Source organism: Limnobacter parvus (assembly GCF_024623725.1).
GTDB classification, from domain to species: domain Bacteria; phylum Pseudomonadota; class Gammaproteobacteria; order Burkholderiales; family Burkholderiaceae_B; genus Limnobacter; species Limnobacter parvus.
The window spans coordinates 369,352-386,057 of sequence record NZ_JANKHG010000014.1 but is presented as its reverse complement, the minus strand read 5'-3'; the positions used below and the strand labels follow the sequence as shown (position 1 = coordinate 386,057).

Below are 16,706 nucleotides of genomic sequence, written 5' to 3'. Positions count from 1 at the left end.
TAAAAAGCAAATGGAACTATTCAAAATCAAAAACGACATCCCGTTCATGCGGCATGCCAAAGTGTTCAACATCATCTCGTTTCTTACTTTTGCAGCTGCGGTATTTTTCCTGCTCTACAAGGGTTTGAACCTGAGTGTTGAATTCACCGGCGGTGTGCTGGTTGAAGCGCGCTATTCGCAAGCCGCCGAGCTGGAAAAAATTCGAGAGGGCTTGCGCGCCCAAGGGATTGATGAGCCGCAGGTGCAGAATTTTGGTACTGCGCGAGATGTTCTTATTCGCCTTGCCGTGAAGGATTTGCAATCGGGTGTTTTGGGTACGGAAGGCAAGTTGAACCAACAAGCCATGACCGACCAGGTGCTTAATCTGGGTGGCCCCGATGTACAACTGATGCGTGTCGAGTTCGTTGGCCCCCAGGTCGGGCGTGAATTGGCCGAGAACGGCGTGATTGCGCTGATGGTGGTGATCATCGGCATCATGATTTACCTGGCATTGCGTTTTGAATGGAAGTTTGCAGTGTCGGCCATCGTTGCCAACTTGCACGATGTGGTCATTATTCTAGGATTCTTTGCCTTCTTTGGCTGGGAGTTTTCTCTGTCGGTGTTGGCTGCGGTGTTGGCGGTGTTGGGCTATTCGGTGAATGAATCGGTGGTGGTGTTTGACCGGATTCGTGAAACCTTTAAAAAGGTGCGCAAAATGACTGTGCCCGAAACCATAGACCATGCCATCACACGCACCATTTCCCGCACCATTATTACTCACGGTTCCACGCAGATCATGGTTTGTTCCATGTTGTTTTTTGGTGGCCCCACCCTGCACGGCTTTGCTTTGGCTTTGACCATTGGTATTCTGTTTGGTATCTATTCATCGGTGCTGGTTGCCAGCCCCATGTTGATGTGGATGGGCCTGACACGTGAAGACCTGGTTAAGCCCGTCAAAAAAGAGAAAGAGTTCGAGACGCCCTGATACTGGGTGACAGCACGTGAGGCAGTGTGGACAATTCCAAGGACCTGTCGCCTTTGGCCAAAGGCGATATTGAGATAGGCAAGGCACTGCCGTTCGCAATTTTTGATCGAACCGGTGTGTTGTTGCTGGCCGAAGGCCAAGCGATCAGCAGCCAAAAGCAACTCGACGAACTGGCGGAAAAGGGACTTTATCACAACCCGCGCTGGGCTGTGAAATTTTCAATCAAGCCCGGAAAGACCTCTCTCGATTCCACTGTGTTACCGCGAATTTTGCCTGCCAGGCAGACCTTCGAAGATCCTTTTGAAACCGGCAGCCAGCTAAAAATGTTTGCTCAAGGTCAGTCCAAAGACCCATTTCAAGTGCGTTTAATCGGCAGCATTCCTCAAGCTGCTATTTTGGTGAGCCATCCCCTGCGAGATGGCAAATGCATTTTCACCAAAGAAGGGCAAATATGGGAGTTCCATGCCACTTATGGTCTTTCCCTGTACCGCTTCAGTTCGATGGTTGAGAAGGTTTTGCTTTCACCGCATCCGTTGTTGGTGATGTCCTGGCCACATGAAACTCATCTTGAATCTCAGGCGATTCGCCGCGCACGAAGAGTCAATTGCGATTTGCCTGCCACTGTTCGTTTGAACACGGACAAAGCGACTGAAGATGAGGCGACTACGGCAGTGATCGATAACATTTCCACAAGTGGGTTGGAATTGTTGCTTTCGAAAGCGGTCGTTTTGGCGATTGGAAAAACCATTTCACTGGCTTTTCAAATAATTCTCGACGATAGAAAATACTTGATTGAGTGTGATGCCGAGGTGGTCTCCAAACCACGCGATTCAGGTGTTTCTTCTTCCAGGTACGGCCTTGCATTGAAATCGCTCAAAGACGATCAGTTTGCGGTAATTCATGCATTTGTAAGCGAGCGTTTGAATCACCGTTTGGGGCCACAGCTGTTTTCGAAGACTTAGAGCGGACTAACCAGGGTGTAGACACTCACGTTTTCGCTTTGACCTTGTTGGGTGTGCGCGTCAATCCAGTTCGCTTCAATTCGCACCCAAACTCCGTTGGTGTCAGTGCCAATGTTTGGCATGGGGTTGATCTTTATGCAGCTTGCTGCGCCTTGAGCCCAAGCCCGGGGTAACGTGGAGTTGTTAATGTTGATGGTGGTATCAGGTGTACCGATCACTCTGGGTGCCGACTGGTCGCACGTATATCCATTTGCCCCTGCGAAGCCATTCAGATGGCTTTCCAATTGATTGGAGAACTGTTGGACGCGGGATATAACCTGCCCGCGAGGTGCGGTGCGATTTAAATCAGAAATGTTAGCCAATAGCACATTGCCAATTTCTGCAACTTGTGTCGCCGCAATCGATCGTGCGTGTGTTGCGCTTTTTGCACCAAAGTTAGCGGTCCAGTTGGCAGCGTAAAGCAGAAGACCGATCGACAAAATAGAAATTGCGATCAAGGATTCAACAAAAGTGAACCCACCACTTTTAAAAGCCAACTTCTTGTTTTCCTTTTGAGTTGGAGGGTGGGGGCACTGGCTGTTCGGTTGCAGGCGGTCCCGACTGGTCGTTGTTCTCGTAACTGTCATTGTTGCTGTATTCATGACCGTACCAATAGCTCGGTGGTTCATAGTACTCCTGGGGCGGTGGTGGAGGCGGCGGAGGGCTTGGCGAGGGCAAATAGGCCAAATTGCCGTCATCGTTATCTTCACGGTTGAAAACAAACGAACGTTTTACGCAGCCAGAGCCCACGCCACTTTCATTGTTTGAACAGTTCACACTGGCCACAATTTCAAAAGTCGCCCGATAGTTGTCGTCTGATATTGCATTGTCGCAATTGTAGGGAACAATCAATCCACGAATTTCAACGTTCTGTCTGGAGCCGTCTGGAACAGCCGGATTCGCGAGTTGGACCTGCGGGTTCAGGGTTTCTGGCAAGGGCTGCACGAACGAGCATTCCCCGATGATTGAAGTATTGCCTTGGTGTTGAGTGATCAAGTTGTTAATTGCTTCATCATTGCCAAAATTGTGGGTGTAATGCCGAAGGCCTGCATAGGCAAGTTGACGCGCCTCTTCAATGTGTTGTTTTGAGTTGGAGAGATACAGGTCAGTACTTGTAGAAGTTATGTTTTGCAAGCTGATCAAACCAAAAACAATAACCAGCGCAATTGCCATGAATACACCAACGGCACCGCATTGATTTTTCTTTGCCCAATTTGAGGTGCGTTTCATGAGCCGTTCCTTACCCGAGTGGTGTTTAACAGGTGAATGATTTTTGCTTCCTCATATTCACCTTCAGTCAAGCCATTCCCAATTTTTGCTTTGAACAAGGCGATCCAGAACATGTTCGACTGTGGTTCATTTTCAATCACTGAACCACAGTTTTGTTCGTAATTTTGAGTCACTTGCTGGGGCGTATTCGCTGTAAATCGACAAAAGCGGATCGCACTGAAAACATAGTCTTCCGTGTTGTTTAAATTGCGCCACGCGGCATCGTCTCTGCAAAATGTGGCGTGGTTGAACTGGGCCATATCCGCGTCAGGCATCTCTCGCTGGGCGAGCGCTCCCCGGAACAGGCGGAAACCTGTCATGTTGATTACATCTCGACCACCCTTGCCCACGCGTGTGGGAATGCTCAAACAAAATTCTGTTGTGTTAGGGTTGTAGCCATTGCATTGTTTGGCATTCGCGGACAGGCTGCACAATTGGATTCCTTTGGCGTCCACTTCCGAGTTCTTGAAACTGCCGCCTCGGTTCAGGTGCACCGTTACCAATTCGCCAATTCGGTTGACCTGATCTACCAGGTTTTCGGTATTCAAATTGTTTTGTGCATTCATGCTGATACCCAGCAGCTTGAATGCGCCCGCAATTGTGATCGACAGCAGACCTACCCCAATGAGCATGCTGACAATCGAAGCGCCCCATTGCGTTTTCTTACTCATATTTCACCACGCCATTGCCAATGCCCTGGTACCTGATCTGGGCGATCCTGTCTCTGTAACTCAGGGTTAGGTCTGTTTGATTTTGAGCATCCAGCCTGCCCGACACCGCACTGAATCGAAGACCGGTAACGCTTGCTAAGGTGACGTTTTCCAATACGGCGTTGAACCCTCGATTGTTTTGGTCTACGGTTTGCGAATGCCAGGCTGTGCAGCCCTTCAAAAAAGGGTCCAGTTCAACTTGTACAGAAACATTCACCGCACTTTGCGCGGGTTGAAGATTCATTTGAACCGGGCATTCCGTAATCGCAGCCAAATTACGCGCTTGATCTACGTACGTATCCAGACGTGACACTTTTACTTTAAGAGCGTGTGTGTTCAACACCGCGCTCATGCCGGGAACTACCGCAACAGCAAAAATGCCGATGATGCTCAGGCAGAACAGTACTTCCGGCAAGGTGAAGCCTGAATTTGACTTATCCATGGGGAATACACTTGGCGGAGGTGTTTTGACCCGATGCAGAGGTAGAAGCAAATCTTTGATTGCCCATGTCGCTTACGACCACCAATACTTTGCAGTCAGTGGGCAGACGAATTCTGTCGCCTTGGTTAACTTGAACCTGTGCTCGAAAGCCTCGAAAGTCAGCGCTGGAAATACTGACAGCGTAATCCGAGACCGAGGGCATCACCAGCCGATTTGCGTCGGTGTTGCCGCTGTTTGCAATATTTTGTGCATAGCGGCCATATCGTTGGCGGTGCATTTGTTGCTTTAGGGCCAACTCAACCCCGAACTCCTGCATGGAACGAAAGTTTGACCGTTCAACGCTGGATTCATAACCCGCAAAACTCAGGGTCGCTAGAATACCAACAATTGCTATCGTAATCGCAAGTTCAAGCAGGGTGAAACCACGAGCCGCACGCATATTCAGCACCGAAAAGTGTCCTTGTACTCTTGAGTATGGTGCAGGGGTCACTACTGCATCATCCCCGAGGCGGGCTACTTATAGTCAGGGATTTGTTGCTTGGCTATGACCACCGCTAGCGAGTCATTTTTCAGCCAGCAGGTAAGGAGTTACCAAGGTGGAAATGGTGATACTTGAAGATGAATTGTCTGAAGACTTAACGGGAAGCCAAGTGATCGTTGTCTGCACCCACGCAGCGCCGTACATCAAGTCTGGGCCTGCTGCACTCACATTAAACGATACGCATGAAGAAGGGCCTTGTCCGAAAGACTTGTAGAGGGTTGAATCTGTACCGCCGTTCGTAGCGCCCGCACCTGCCAAGGGAACCGGAATACCACCCGAGGTGCACTGATATCCAAGGCCAACCGCTGCATCATCGAGGTCGCTTTGCATGCGGTTTGCAAAATTTCTAGCTTGGTTATAAATGGCCTGTTTGTTGGCTGTATTGGGCATGTTGGCCACATGTGCCTGGATTGCCATTCCAAGCTCAGCTGCTTTTACGGCGGCATGTTGTCTTTCGCTGTTGTCAACTGAGCTGCCGATTAGCCCTGATGATGTGTTGGCGTACACAGTCAGCCCAACTGACAAAATCAGAATAGAAATGAGAACTTCGAGAAGACTAAAACCAACCTGCGGGGTGTTTGGAGTGACATAGGTTTTCACATGCTTACCCCTCCGCCGTCGCTGTTGCCACCTTTCGGTGGGCAAGTAGCGCAATCGGGTTCTTTGTAAGTGATGTAAAAGTCTTCGGTCGAATTATAGGTTTGATAAGTGATAGACCGGGTTACACATTCTTCACTGTTATTGGCGCAGTTGGTGCTGCCAATGACCTCGAACACAGCCCGATAATTGATGTCTTCCAAATCAATCATGTTGCAATTGTAAGGCGCCATGAAAACGCGAATTTCTATTTTCTGATCCGCATTCGGCGTGGTAATGGTTTCTACAGTTTTTTGGGGTACGAGCTCGTCGGGTAGTGAATTTTCTACGCCGTAGTTACACTTTGCATAGGCCACATCTGGGTCATTCTTGTGTTTCTCAATGAATGCCGCCATGCGTGGGTTGTAATTGATTTCGCCGTCCAATAAATATCTTACATAGCTCAGGCCCGCTTCGGCCAGTTGCTGGGCCTCCTCAATTTTTGCCTTGTTGTCGCTGTGGTAAATATTCATGTTGGTGCCAGTGGTTGATGCAGCACCTGCCAAAGCCAAGCCTGCGCTAAGAATAGAAGACAAAAGCAAGGCCATGTAGCCGTGTTGCCGTTTTTTCATAGTGTTTTTACCTCTGTTGCATTCAGCAATGGGATGATGCGGGAATACATGATGCTGTCGGACTGAATGCCAGTTTTTTCCAGTTCTATCAACATCATCCAGAATGTCTTGTCATTCTTGTTGTTTTTCAAAATGGTTGGGCAATTGGTTCGGTAATTGCGTTGTAGGTCATTGCTGCTTTGGGCATCAAAACGGCACAGCGAAAAAGAATTCACCACCACATCATTTCTGGAATGCAAGGATATCCAGTCATTCGCTATGCAGAACCCCTGCAGATCAAAGTTTTTCATCCCTTGGTCGTCTAGCCCGTTCGACGACGTTTGTTGCAGCTGGCCGTTCGCCAAACGAATTCCCTTCATTTCAAAAGTAGCCAGTGCACCATAGCCAACCTTGGTGGGTAGGGCCAAGCAAGATCGATTCACTGCGGGGTTGTATGGGCCACATGTATTCAATTGTGCATTCAGGGTGCATATCTTCATGCCACCGTACAGTGTGGTTTTTTGATTCCTGTCTTCGGCGTACGCTCCCCCCCGACTGATTCGGGCTGCGACAATTTCGCCCATTCGTACAGCTTTGTTGTACGTCTCGTCTTGCGTTGCACCAGCTTGTCGGGAAAGAAGAAATGAATAGGTATTCATGGCGCCACCCACAGCCAGGGCCATCAATGCCGTGGCCAGCATCATGTTCACCAGTGAAAAGCCAGCTTGCTGGCGCTGTTTAATTTGCATAGGTCACGACCCCGTTACCAATGCCTTCCATTGAGAATGTGGCTCGCAAACCCTTGCTGAGTACGATGAAGGTTTTTTGACTTGCGGGGCTAAGGCTTCCAGAAACGCCGTCAAATTCTAGTGTGGTGGCCTGTTGCAGCGCCATGTGCTCTACCCGTGCATCATTAATCAGAAAACTGTTTGTGCTGCCTTGCCCCGATTGCTGGAACCACAGCTCGCAACCTTTCCATTCGCTGCTACGAATGACCTCCGATCGAATGTAGGTACCATTTCCATCAGGCCTTAAGCTGACCCGGGAAAGGCATTCGGTGGTAGAAGCCATTTGCCTCGCGCTTTGAATGAAATTCATGGTCTGTGCCATGTAAGACTTCAATTCCTGTCTGGCGTAAAACTCTTTCAAGCTTGGCATGGCACTGGCCACTGCCACGACAGAAATTGCCAACACAATCAGCATTTCAATCAGGGTGAATCCGCGAAGTTCATGCTTCATTTACAAGCACTCCGAGGTGGTGTTCTGACCGGAAGCGGAACGTGTTTCATAACGCAGGTAACCGCGATTGCTGAACAAAAGCAAACTTCGGCAGTTGTTTGGGGTTTGCAATGCTTGATCGGTGGGGCGAATGGTTGCGGTGAAATCACGTGTGTTGGATGAAGACAAGGCTATCTGGTACTGCTGTGCGTTTGGAATGACCAGATAGCTTGAATTTGACGTGCCACTGCTTGAAATTTGGGTTGCATACCGTTTGAATTTCTGACGGTAGTGCTGTTGTTCCAAGGCAAGCTTTGAGGCCAGTTCTTGCATGGCCTTGAAATTGTTTCTTTCGCGAATTCCTTCGTAACCATTGATGGAAAGGGTGGCAAGTATTCCAACAATTGCCAACCCTATACACACCTCAAGGATTGTGAAGCCTTTGTACCTGTTCATGACCCGTTTCCAAACGTATGCCCTATGTTGACAGGCTAGTCGAGTTTGGAATGCAGCAGAATCCCCCTGCTGTGTGGGTACTCAAGTACTGGCAATTGAAGGCTAGATTCTTTTTGCCAGTTCAGCAGCCTTGCCAATGTAACTGGCTGGAGTCATGGCCAATAGTCGGGTTTTTTCAGTATCAGGCAAATCAAGTTGCTGAATGAAGGTTTTCAAGCCTTCTTGCGTAATACCTTTGCCACGAGTCAGCTCTTTCAGTTGTTCATAGGGGTTGGGCAAACCGTAACGGCGCATCACGGTTTGTACCGGCTCGGCCAGAAGTTCCCATGCGTTGTCGATGTCGGCGGCAATCGCTGCTTCATTCACTTCAAGCTTGCCCAAGCCACGCAGGCAGCTTTCATAGGCCAGAATGGCGTAGCCAATGCCCACACCCAAATTGCGCAGCACGGTTGAATCGGTCAGGTCGCGCTGCCAGCGGGAAACAGGCAGCTTTTCGGCCAAGTGCTTCAAAACCGCATTGGCCATGCCCAAATTGCCTTCAGCGTTTTCAAAATCGATGGGGTTGACTTTGTGCGGCATGGTGGACGAACCCACTTCACCGGCTTTCAGCTTTTGTTTGAAATAACCCAATGAAATGTAGCCCCAAATGTCGCGACTTAAGTCGATCAAAATGGTGTTGGTGCGGGCAATCGCGTCCATCAGGGCGGCGATGCCGTCGTGTGGTTCAATTTGGATGGTGTAGGGGTTGAATGTTAATCCCAGGCTTTCAATCAGGTCGCGGCTTAGTTTTTCCCAGTCAAATTCAGGGTAGGCCGACAGATGGGCATTGTAGTTACCCACAGCGCCGTTCATTTTGGCGGGCAATTCAACGGCTTTGATGGCGTCGATTGCGCGTTCCAGGCGGTGCACTACGTTGGCGAATTCCTTGCCCATGGTGCTGGGGCTGGCGGGCTGTCCATGGGTGCGGCACATCATGGGCAAGTCGGCAAACTGGTGGGCATAATTGCGCAGGGTGGTGACCATGCGGTCCAAGGTCGGCAAAATGACCTGCTCGCGCGTTGCTTTCAGCATCAGCGCATGGCTCATGTTGTTGATGTCTTCTGAGGTGCATGCAAAGTGTACAAATTCTGCCGCCTTCTTCAGTTCTTCATCGGTTTGAAATTTTTCTTTAATAAAATATTCAACAGCTTTCACATCGTGGTTGGTAGTGGCTTCGAATTCTTTGATGCGTTGGGCATCGGCTTCCGAAAAACCGGTTTTAATGGCTTCAAGCTTTGCCAAGGCAGATGCAGAAAAGGCTGGCAGTTCAGAAAAACCAGCGTTGGCCAGTGCTTTAAGCCACTCGATTTCAACGATAACGCGATGGTGCATGAACCCTGCTTCAGACAGCAGAGGGCGCAAATTGGCCACTTTGGACTGGTAACGGCCGTCAAGCGGGCTGATTGCGGTCAGGGTACTTAGAGAGTCGGAAGAGATCATGCGTGTGGTGAAAGTTGATGTTTTTCAAAGCCTTGTATTGTAACCTGTCGCGCCTTTCACTGCTTGAAGAGAGTGATGCCCGCAGCTGTATTTTGGAATACTGCTTGTTCAATTCGTAAATCTGTTAGACACTTTCAGGTCGTAAAAAACAAGACGCAATCTCATCCAGGATTGTATTTAGGAGAACTGTGATGAAACTAGTGGGATCCCTGACTAGCCCCTTCGTGCGCAAAATTCGCGTTCAGCTTCAAGAAAAAGAAATTCCGTACGAGTTTGTTCTGGAAAATGTGTGGGACGCCAACACCCGCATTACCGACCACAACCCTTTGGGCAAGGTGCCTTGTCTGATTCTGGACGGTGGCCAAACCGTGTTCGATTCATTGGTTATTTCCGGTATGCTGGAATACATGATGCCAACCGTGCCCCTGCTTCCTACCAATCCAAACAGTCGGGCTTTGGTTCGCACCATGGAGTCATTGGGGCAGGGCATTAGCCAGGCTGCCGTGGATATCCAGCTGGAAAAGAAATTCCATGAGGGCGACAAAGTAAGCCAGGTGTGGATTGATCGCCAGACCCAGAAAATTCACAACGGACTGGCTTGGGTGTCCCACCGAATCAAGACCACCCCCGGCTTTTACCTTACTGAGCAATTTAGCTTGGCTGACATAACCGTGGGCTGTGCTTTGTTTTACCTCGATTTCCGCATGCCCGAGCTGAAGTGGCGTGAACTGTACCCGGAGTTGAATGAATATTCCGAGCGAATTGCATGCCGTCCAAGTTTTGAAGACACGAAACCCGAGTAATTCAGCGCAGTTACTCAATGAAAAAGCCCCGACAAGTTCGGGGCTTTTTTTAAATGTGAATACAAGCGCAGGTTCAGGCGATCAGTTTCAAGCAATCACGCCGCCACCCAAACACACCTCGCCCTGGTACAGCACTGCACTTTGCCCAGGGGTTACCGCAAACTGGCTTTCCTCGAAGTTCAACTCGAAGCCTTGCTCGGTCAGTTTGAAAGTGCAGGCCGAGTCTTCTTGCCGGTAGCGGGCTTTGCAAGCCATGTGCGTCTCAGTTGGTGCATAGCCTGAAATGTAGTGCGCCTGTTCGGCTGCAAGTACCTTCTGGTGTAGCCAAGGGTGATCATGTCCCTGCACTGCATACAGGGTGTTGTTTTTCACGTCTTTCCGGGCCACAAACCAGGGCTCACCATTGCCCTCTTTCTGGCCGCCGATGCCAATGCCCTTGCGTTGGCCCAATGTGTAAAAGCTTAAGCCCACATGCTCGCCGATCTGTTGGCCTTCATCATTCAGAATTGGGCCAGGTGCGGTGGGCAGGTAGCGGTTCAGGAATTCCCGGAACGGGCGCTCGCCAATGAAACAAATGCCGGTGCTGTCTTTCTTGGTGGCATTGGCCAGGCCCAGTTCAAGCGCAATTTTGCGTACTTCTGTTTTCTGGATTTCACCCAGCGGAAACAGGGTTTTGCTAAGTTGTGCCTGGTTCAGGCGGTGCAAAAAGTAGGATTGGTCTTTGCTGTGATCCACAGCCTTTAGCAGCTGGAATTCTCCGTTTAATTCACGCACGCGGGCGTAATGGCCGGTGGCAATGTAGTCGGCTCCCAAGCTGTAAGCGTGATCCAGAAAAGCCTTGAATTTGATCTCGCTGTTGCAAAGAATGTCAGGATTGGGCGTGCGGCCCGCAGAATATTCTTCGAGAAACACCGAGAACACGCGGTCTTTGTATTCACTGGCAAAGTTCACGGCTTCAATGTCTACACCCACCACATCGGCCACGCTGGCGGCATCAAGCCAGTCTTGCCGACTCGAGCAATACTCAGAATCGTCGTCGTCTTCCCAGTTTTTCATGAAAAGGCCGATGACGTTGTACCCCTGTTGCTTCAATAGCCATGCCGATACAGAAGAATCCACCCCGCCCGACATGCCAATGACCACTGTTTTAGCCATGGTGTTTACGACACGCCGGGTGGCATGGGGCCCGCAAGTACGCTGGGGTGTGTGTAAACATGGTCCAGCGGCATAATGGGCTGTTTGCCGGCTTTCCAGTTCAGGAAGTCTTCCACGCAGCGCATCACCAAGGGGCTGCGGTGCTGGTCTTGGGTGGCGCGCAGTTCGTCGGCAGTCATCCACAGGGTGCGGATAATGCCTTCGTCCAGCGCACGGTCTGTGTGGTGTTTGACCACTTCCGCGGCAAAAGCGAAGCGCAAGTAGGTGACGTCCTCCAGCGTGCGGGAACTCGTGTAGCGGCTCATGTAAATGCCCAGCAAGCCCAACGGGTTAACTTCCCAAGCCGATTCTTCCAGGGCTTCGCGGGCAGCACCAAACTGCGGCGTTTCACCTGGGTCCAGGTGGCCTGCGGGCTGGTTGAGCTTGATGCCATCGGTCGTGTGTTCTTCCACGATCAGGAACTTGCCCTGATGCTCAACAATGGCGGCTACAGTAACGCTGGGTTTCCAGACATGTGACATGGGTTTTAAATCGCACTACCTAAACAGGGTGCGCCGAGAGGTGGAGTTAAAAAAACACGTTAGAATAGCAGGGTTAAGGTGCTTGTGCTCATTTTTTGAGCGCAGTTAAACGGGAAGCAGGTTCAAGCCTGCGCTGCCCCCGCAACGGTAAGTAAGTGCGGGTGTGTCATTTTGCCACTGGTAGTCAAGCTTTTGAAAAGAAGCAACTGGGAAGGCGACACATCAAAACTTACAAGCCCGGATACCGGCCTTGACCGTTCAGCCTGTCCCATTCAGGCGAGCGACTGGTGCTGCGGGGAGGCAGTGCGCAGGCGGCTAATTGCTTCAAATCGAACTTTTTTCCGTGCATGCCTTGGCTTACTGCCGTGGACATTGTTGCGTATATTGTTCCTCGCCTGTGGTTTGTCTTCTCCAGTGAATTTATTGCCGTACGGTGGGTGCGGTTAACTGGAGTTCAAGGTGTCTAAACTTTCAAATAATCTATCTCTCGTTCTGTCAAAAAAACTATCAATCGTTTGTTTGGCTGTCGCCATGCCTGTCCATTCGCAAGAGGAGCTTGCATTTTCATCACTGCCGCCGGTTTTTGTGTCTTCTACGCAAACCGCCGCACCTGAACAGGATCCGCCTTTCTCAACAACCGTAATCACTTCCGAGCAAATTCGAAAATCGGGTTACACCACAGTGCGCGATGTCTTGTCCAAGTTGGCTTTGGTGAATGTGCGTACGCCACTGGATGGTAGCCGCAGCGCATCGGTTGATCTGCGCGGTTTTGGTGAAACCGCTTCGGCCAACGTGGTGTTTGTTGTCGATGGTGTGAAGCTGAATGACAACGAGGGTGTTACGCCTCGGTATGGCAGTATTCCGGTCAGCAGCATTGAAACCATCGAAGTAATTCGCGGCGGAAATTCTGTGGCTTACGGCAGTGGTGCCAGTGGCGGGGTTGTTCGAATTACCACCAAGAAAGGCCGCGGCCGGGAAGGTGTTGGAGGCGACGTGTTTGCTTCGTATGGCTCTTACGACACCAAAGAACTGGGTGCTACTGTGTATGGTGGAGCAAATGGTTTTTCGTTGGCGTTTAATGGCTCAAAAGAAACCACCAATGGCTACCGCGACAACAGCGAAGCCAGCCGAGACCTTGGCAGTTTGGCCCTGGATTGGCAGGGCGATGTGTACAGTGCTGGCGCCTCTTTTTCCGCAGAGGGTTCCAAGTCAAGATTTCCCGGTGTATTGAATCGCGCGCAGTTTGAACAGAATCCAAAGCAAACTAATAATCCAAATGATTTTGGCAAGTTTGACCGAAACATTTTTCGATTTTATGGCATTGCAGATTACGGAAGCTGGGGTTCTGGTATTCGACTTAGTCGTCGCAAACATGACTCGTTTGGATCATTCGGAGGTTTCCCTGTTCCTTCTAGCTACGAACAGGATCAAATTAGTCCTTATTTGACGTTCACGCTGAAGCAGGGTGAGGGTGCGCACAATGTACGTATTGGTTATGACATTGAGAAAGCCGCACTTCGAGGATTTAACTCGGGTACTTTGGAATCCAATGCAGTTTTTATTGAAGACGATTGGACCGTAAATGAAGTTGTTCGAATTAACACGGGTAGTCGTTATGAGCGTTCTGAACAGCAAAAATTAAGCGGTGAAACGCGCGAATATTCATTGCTTGCTCATCAGCTTGGGGTGTCGTGGAACGCAGCAGAGGCGCTAACTTTATATACAAAATATTCAAGAAGTTTTCGAATTCCGAATGCTGATGAAAATGGCTTCGCAGGATTTGGAACGACACAGGTTCCGTTTTTAAATCCGCAGGTAGCAGACGAGCTTGAAGCTGGTTTTCAGACAAACCTTTTTTCCGGCGAGTTTGCAGGTAGTGTTTTCTTGATGGACGTTGAAAATGAATTGTTCAATGATCCAAGCGTGGTTATTTCTCCTTTCTTCTCCGGTGCCAATACGAACTTAGACGCGTTGAGGAGGACAGGCGGTGAGTTTCGTTGGAGTGGTGAGATATACAACGATCTGCGCCTGGCGATGGCGTATCAGTACATTGACGCCGAATTCAGATCTGGTAATCAAAGCGGGGGAAGGGTGCCCTTGGTGTCGGCGCACAATCTGAAAGTATCAACTGAGTACGACTGGAATTCAAAATGGTCTAGTGAAGCAATATTCGATGCACGCTCAAATCAGCGAGCGGCTGGTGACACTGATCTTCAGGTGCCCGGGTACGGTGTCTTGGACATTAATCTTCGAATGCGTGAAGAAAGTTACAGTCTGGTTTTACAAGTGCAAAACTTGTTTGATAAATCGTATTATCGGCAGCAATTCCAAGCGGGTGGAATTTATCCGGAAATTGGACGTGCGGTTTTCCTTAGTTTTAATTCAGAGTTTTAGCCCGTGGCTCAGCTGACTCGCCTGATTTTATTGCTTGGTCTGTCTTGGGTTGCACAAGTGGCTTTGGCCACACCCTGCGTCCAAGACGACCTCAATCAAACCGTGTGTGCAAAACGAACCCAGCGCGTTTTGGTGCTCGCCCCCCACCTTACCGAAATCGTCGACTTTGTGGGCGGCTTGGGCAGGGTGGTGGCAGTGGATGGTTCCAGCAACTTTCCGGAATCAGTAAAAACTTTGCCCAAGCTTGGCAATCCTTGGATGCTCGGGGCCGAGACCATTCTGGCCCAAAAGCCTGATTTGGTGCTGGTCTGGCAGTCAGGTATTTCGATGGACGTGGTCGCGCAGTTGCGCAAGGCCGGTTTGCCTGTGTTTGTCAGTGAGCCCAAAAGCATTGAGCAAGTAGCCAGCACCATGCAGCGCGTGGCAACGTTATTTGGCACCGGTGCTGCAAACCAAGCCACTATCAATGAATGGGCAAAGCAGTTCGAGACTTTGCGAACTGAACATGCAGGCCGCACCAAAGTGCCGGTGTTTTATCAAGTGTGGAATCAACCCTTGATGACTTTGGGCGGGCAACATGTTGTATCGGAAGTCATCGAGTTGTGTGGTGGGCAAAATGTATTTGCAGATTTGCCCAGTTTGGCTGCACAGGTCAGTGTGGAAGGGGTGCTTAAACGAAACCCGGCAGTGCTTCTCAACAGTGGTTCGCTTACAGACAACCAGCAGCTTGTCAATCAATGGGCTGCCTGGCCGCAATTGCGTGCGGTACAAAACGGCCGAATGCACACTGTTCCAGATGATATTCTGGTGCGCAACGGGCCTCGGTTGCTTCAAGCGGCGAAGCTGGTTTGTGCGCACATAGACAAGGCACGTTCGGCGCTCCGTCCGTAGTTTTATTGCCAGAAGTGGGGTGGTGCCTTCTCACTGTAGAAATTTAGTGTTTCGATGAAAGTTGTTTCAAGGCGCAGTCCGGCCAAATTATTATTTGACATGGTAAATTGTCAATTACCGGGTTGTGGTATTCCCTTAGATTGAGTGATACTACCGTGCTATAGTCCGCACCATCAGTGTATTCGCAGTTCTTAAACATCACATAAAAGCGCTTTCCCACAAGGAGAAGTTCCATGAAAATCGGAATCCCGGCCGAGACAAGGTCCGGAGAAACGCGTGTAGCCGCCACACCTGAAACGGTGAAGAAGCTCATTTCCCAAAAACACGATGTGTTCGTGCAAGCCGGTGCTGGACTTTCCAGTTCAATTACCGACAAAGCCTATGAAGAAGTGGGCGCCAAAATTGTTGATCGTGCAATGGACGTCATCAGCAATTGCGACATGATTCTGAAGGTGCGTGCGCCTGCGGAAAACGAGTTGTCAGCCTATCGTTCCGGCCAGGTTGTTGTGGGCATGTTGAATCCGTTCGACAGCGCAGCGCTTGAATCCATGAACAAAGCGGGCCTGACCGCCTTTGCACTGGAAGCTGCGCCCCGCACAACCCGTGCCCAAAGTATGGACGTGCTTTCTTCACAAGCCAACATCGCCGGTTACAAAGCGGTCATGATTGCAGCCAATGTGTACCAGCGCTTCATGCCCATGTTGATGACGGCTGCCGGTACCGTGAAAGCAGCACGTGTTCTGATTCTAGGTGTCGGTGTTGCCGGATTGCAGGCCATCGCAACTGCAAAGCGTTTGGGTGCAGTAATCGAAGCATCTGACGTTCGCCCTGCAACCAAGGAACAGGTTGAGTCGCTGGGTGCGAAATTTGTTGACGTGCCTTTTGAATCTGATGAAGAACGTGAAATCGCCAAAGGCGTGGGTGGCTATGCCCGCCCCATGCCGGAAAGCTGGATGAAGCGCCAAGCAGTGGCGGTGCACGAGAAAGCCCTGAAAAGCGACATCGTGATTACCACGGCGCTGATCCCTGGCCGCAAAGCACCAACCCTGTTGCACGAAGAAACAGTGCGCGCCATGAAGCCCGGTTCAGTTGTAATCGACCTGGCGGTGGAGCAGGGCGGCAATTGCCCCTTGTCTAAACTGAACGAGATTGTCGACGTGAATGGCGTAAAAATTGTGGGTTATGCAAACCTGGCTGCCATGGTGGCCGCAGATGCTTCTGCACTGTATGCCCGCAACGTGATCGATTTCTTGAAGCTGGTGTTCGATGCCGAAGGCGCTTTCAAGATCGACATGGAAGACGACATTGTTGCCGCGTGCCTGATGTGCACCGGTGGCGAACTCAAACGCAAAAACGCTTAAGGAAGGAGCCAACATGGACGCAATCAGCCCCACCGTGGTCAACCTGATTATTTTTGTACTGGCCATTTACGTGGGTTACCACGTGGTTTGGAACGTAACCCCCGCGCTGCACACTCCTTTGATGGCGGTGACCAACGCGATTTCTGCAATCGTGATTGTGGGTGCCATGCTGGCAGCTGCATTGACTGTAACCCCGCTGGGCAAATTCATGGGTGTGCTGGCCGTGGCGCTGGCTGCTGTGAATGTGTTTGGTGGTTTTTTGGTCACCCGTCGCATGCTTGAAATGTTCAAGAAAAAGAACAAATAAACCAACA

The 16,706-nt window shown here is 50.3% G+C and carries 21 protein-coding genes and 1 riboswitch; of the genes, 7 read left to right on the top strand and 14 right to left on the bottom strand.

Going from position 1 to position 16,706, the window contains the following annotated elements; all coding sequences use genetic code 11:
- The first annotated feature begins 10 nt into the window (after positions 1 to 10).
- Both secF and NSP04_RS04155 read left to right on the top strand, forming a co-directional pair.
- Positions 11 to 964, top strand: coding sequence for a protein translocase subunit SecF (gene secF / locus NSP04_RS04160; RefSeq protein WP_257511065.1), 954 nt, complete (start codon positions 11 to 13; stop codon positions 962 to 964).
- 26 nt (positions 965 to 990) lie between these two features.
- Positions 991 to 1,926 carry a PilZ domain-containing protein gene (locus tag NSP04_RS04155; protein ID WP_257511064.1) on the top strand — a complete coding sequence of 312 codons (936 nt, stop codon included), beginning with the start codon at positions 991 to 993 and terminating at the stop codon, positions 1,924 to 1,926.
- On the opposite strand, the gene NSP04_RS04150 is transcribed toward NSP04_RS04155, so the two are convergent.
- From NSP04_RS04150 to purB, 11 genes are all read right to left on the bottom strand, one after another.
- Positions 1,923 to 2,462 carry a type IV pilus modification PilV family protein gene (locus NSP04_RS04150; protein WP_257511063.1) on the bottom strand — a complete coding sequence of 180 codons (540 nt, stop codon included), beginning with the start codon at positions 2,460 to 2,462 and terminating at the stop codon, positions 1,923 to 1,925. The genes NSP04_RS04155 and NSP04_RS04150 overlap by 4 nt on opposite strands.
- A complete protein-coding gene (locus tag NSP04_RS04145; protein ID WP_257511062.1) occupies positions 2,452 to 3,195 on the bottom strand; it encodes a hypothetical protein in 744 nt (247 codons plus the stop codon). Before NSP04_RS04145 ends, NSP04_RS04150 begins: the two co-directional genes overlap by 11 nt.
- The gene (locus NSP04_RS04140; RefSeq protein ID WP_257511061.1) at positions 3,192 to 3,905 is read right to left on the bottom strand and encodes a hypothetical protein; all 714 of its coding nucleotides are present in this window, start codon (positions 3,903 to 3,905) and stop codon (positions 3,192 to 3,194) included. Before NSP04_RS04140 ends, NSP04_RS04145 begins: the two co-directional genes overlap by 4 nt.
- Positions 3,898 to 4,386 (bottom strand): pilus assembly FimT family protein, encoded by a 489-nt coding sequence (locus tag NSP04_RS04135; protein WP_257511060.1) that lies wholly within the window; start codon positions 4,384 to 4,386, stop codon positions 3,898 to 3,900. Before NSP04_RS04135 ends, NSP04_RS04140 begins: the two co-directional genes overlap by 8 nt.
- The gene (locus tag NSP04_RS04130) at positions 4,379 to 4,825 is read right to left on the bottom strand and encodes a type IV pilin protein (RefSeq protein WP_257511059.1); all 447 of its coding nucleotides are present in this window, start codon (positions 4,823 to 4,825) and stop codon (positions 4,379 to 4,381) included. Before NSP04_RS04130 ends, NSP04_RS04135 begins: the two co-directional genes overlap by 8 nt.
- 123 nt (positions 4,826 to 4,948) lie before the next feature.
- The gene (locus NSP04_RS04125) at positions 4,949 to 5,527 is read right to left on the bottom strand and encodes a type IV pilus modification PilV family protein (protein WP_257511058.1); all 579 of its coding nucleotides are present in this window, start codon (positions 5,525 to 5,527) and stop codon (positions 4,949 to 4,951) included.
- Positions 5,524 to 6,135, bottom strand: coding sequence for a hypothetical protein (locus NSP04_RS04120; protein ID WP_257511057.1), 612 nt, complete (start codon positions 6,133 to 6,135; stop codon positions 5,524 to 5,526). The genes NSP04_RS04125 and NSP04_RS04120 overlap by 4 nt, the downstream gene beginning before the upstream one ends.
- The gene (locus NSP04_RS04115; protein ID WP_257511056.1) at positions 6,132 to 6,863 is read right to left on the bottom strand and encodes a PulJ/GspJ family protein; all 732 of its coding nucleotides are present in this window, start codon (positions 6,861 to 6,863) and stop codon (positions 6,132 to 6,134) included. The genes NSP04_RS04120 and NSP04_RS04115 overlap by 4 nt, the downstream gene beginning before the upstream one ends.
- Positions 6,853 to 7,353: a pilus assembly FimT family protein gene (locus NSP04_RS04110; protein WP_257511055.1), complete on the bottom strand. Its 501-nt coding sequence runs from the start codon at positions 7,351 to 7,353 to the stop codon at positions 6,853 to 6,855. Before NSP04_RS04110 ends, NSP04_RS04115 begins: the two co-directional genes overlap by 11 nt.
- On the bottom strand, positions 7,354 to 7,788 hold the full coding sequence (locus tag NSP04_RS04105; protein ID WP_257511054.1) for a type IV pilin protein: 435 nt from the start codon (positions 7,786 to 7,788) through the stop codon (positions 7,354 to 7,356). It lies immediately after the preceding gene.
- A gap of 102 nt (positions 7,789 to 7,890) precedes the next feature.
- Positions 7,891 to 9,267: an adenylosuccinate lyase gene (purB, locus tag NSP04_RS04100; RefSeq protein WP_257511053.1), complete on the bottom strand. Its 1,377-nt coding sequence runs from the start codon at positions 9,265 to 9,267 to the stop codon at positions 7,891 to 7,893.
- A 191-nt stretch (positions 9,268 to 9,458) separates the two neighbouring features.
- Between purB and NSP04_RS04095 the strand changes: the two genes are divergently transcribed.
- Positions 9,459 to 10,070: a glutathione S-transferase C-terminal domain-containing protein gene (locus NSP04_RS04095; RefSeq protein WP_257511052.1), complete on the top strand. Its 612-nt coding sequence runs from the start codon at positions 9,459 to 9,461 to the stop codon at positions 10,068 to 10,070.
- A gap of 87 nt (positions 10,071 to 10,157) precedes the next feature.
- Here NSP04_RS04095 and mnmA read toward each other — a convergent pair whose 3' ends face one another.
- The 3 genes from mnmA to NSP04_RS04080 form a co-directional block, all read right to left on the bottom strand.
- The gene (mnmA, locus tag NSP04_RS04090; RefSeq protein WP_257511051.1) at positions 10,158 to 11,225 is read right to left on the bottom strand and encodes a tRNA 2-thiouridine(34) synthase MnmA; all 1,068 of its coding nucleotides are present in this window, start codon (positions 11,223 to 11,225) and stop codon (positions 10,158 to 10,160) included.
- Between the two features lie 5 nt (positions 11,226 to 11,230).
- Positions 11,231 to 11,746, bottom strand: coding sequence for an NUDIX hydrolase (locus NSP04_RS04085; protein ID WP_257511050.1), 516 nt, complete (start codon positions 11,744 to 11,746; stop codon positions 11,231 to 11,233).
- A gap of 59 nt (positions 11,747 to 11,805) precedes the next feature.
- Positions 11,806 to 12,013, top strand: a riboswitch (cobalamin riboswitch).
- The gene (locus NSP04_RS04080; RefSeq protein WP_257511049.1) at positions 11,976 to 12,119 is read right to left on the bottom strand and encodes a hypothetical protein; all 144 of its coding nucleotides are present in this window, start codon (positions 12,117 to 12,119) and stop codon (positions 11,976 to 11,978) included. Its footprint overlaps the riboswitch before it by 38 nt.
- Positions 12,120 to 12,277: 158 nt before the next feature.
- On the opposite strand from NSP04_RS04080, the gene NSP04_RS04075 reads away from it, so the two are divergent.
- From NSP04_RS04075 to NSP04_RS04060, 4 genes are all read left to right on the top strand, one after another.
- Positions 12,278 to 14,140 carry a TonB-dependent receptor gene (locus tag NSP04_RS04075; protein ID WP_257511048.1) on the top strand — a complete coding sequence of 621 codons (1,863 nt, stop codon included), beginning with the start codon at positions 12,278 to 12,280 and terminating at the stop codon, positions 14,138 to 14,140.
- Positions 14,141 to 14,143: 3 nt separating this feature from the next.
- Positions 14,144 to 15,031: a cobalamin-binding protein gene (locus NSP04_RS04070; RefSeq protein WP_257511047.1), complete on the top strand. Its 888-nt coding sequence runs from the start codon at positions 14,144 to 14,146 to the stop codon at positions 15,029 to 15,031.
- A gap of 233 nt (positions 15,032 to 15,264) precedes the next feature.
- Positions 15,265 to 16,392, top strand: a complete 1,128-nt coding sequence (locus NSP04_RS04065) for a Re/Si-specific NAD(P)(+) transhydrogenase subunit alpha (protein ID WP_257511046.1) — start codon at positions 15,265 to 15,267, stop codon at positions 16,390 to 16,392.
- A 13-nt stretch (positions 16,393 to 16,405) separates the two neighbouring features.
- Complete coding sequence (locus tag NSP04_RS04060) at positions 16,406 to 16,699, top strand: NAD(P) transhydrogenase subunit alpha part 2 (RefSeq protein ID WP_008249635.1); 294 nt, start codon at positions 16,406 to 16,408, stop codon at positions 16,697 to 16,699.
- The last annotated feature ends 7 nt before the right edge of the window (positions 16,700 to 16,706 follow it).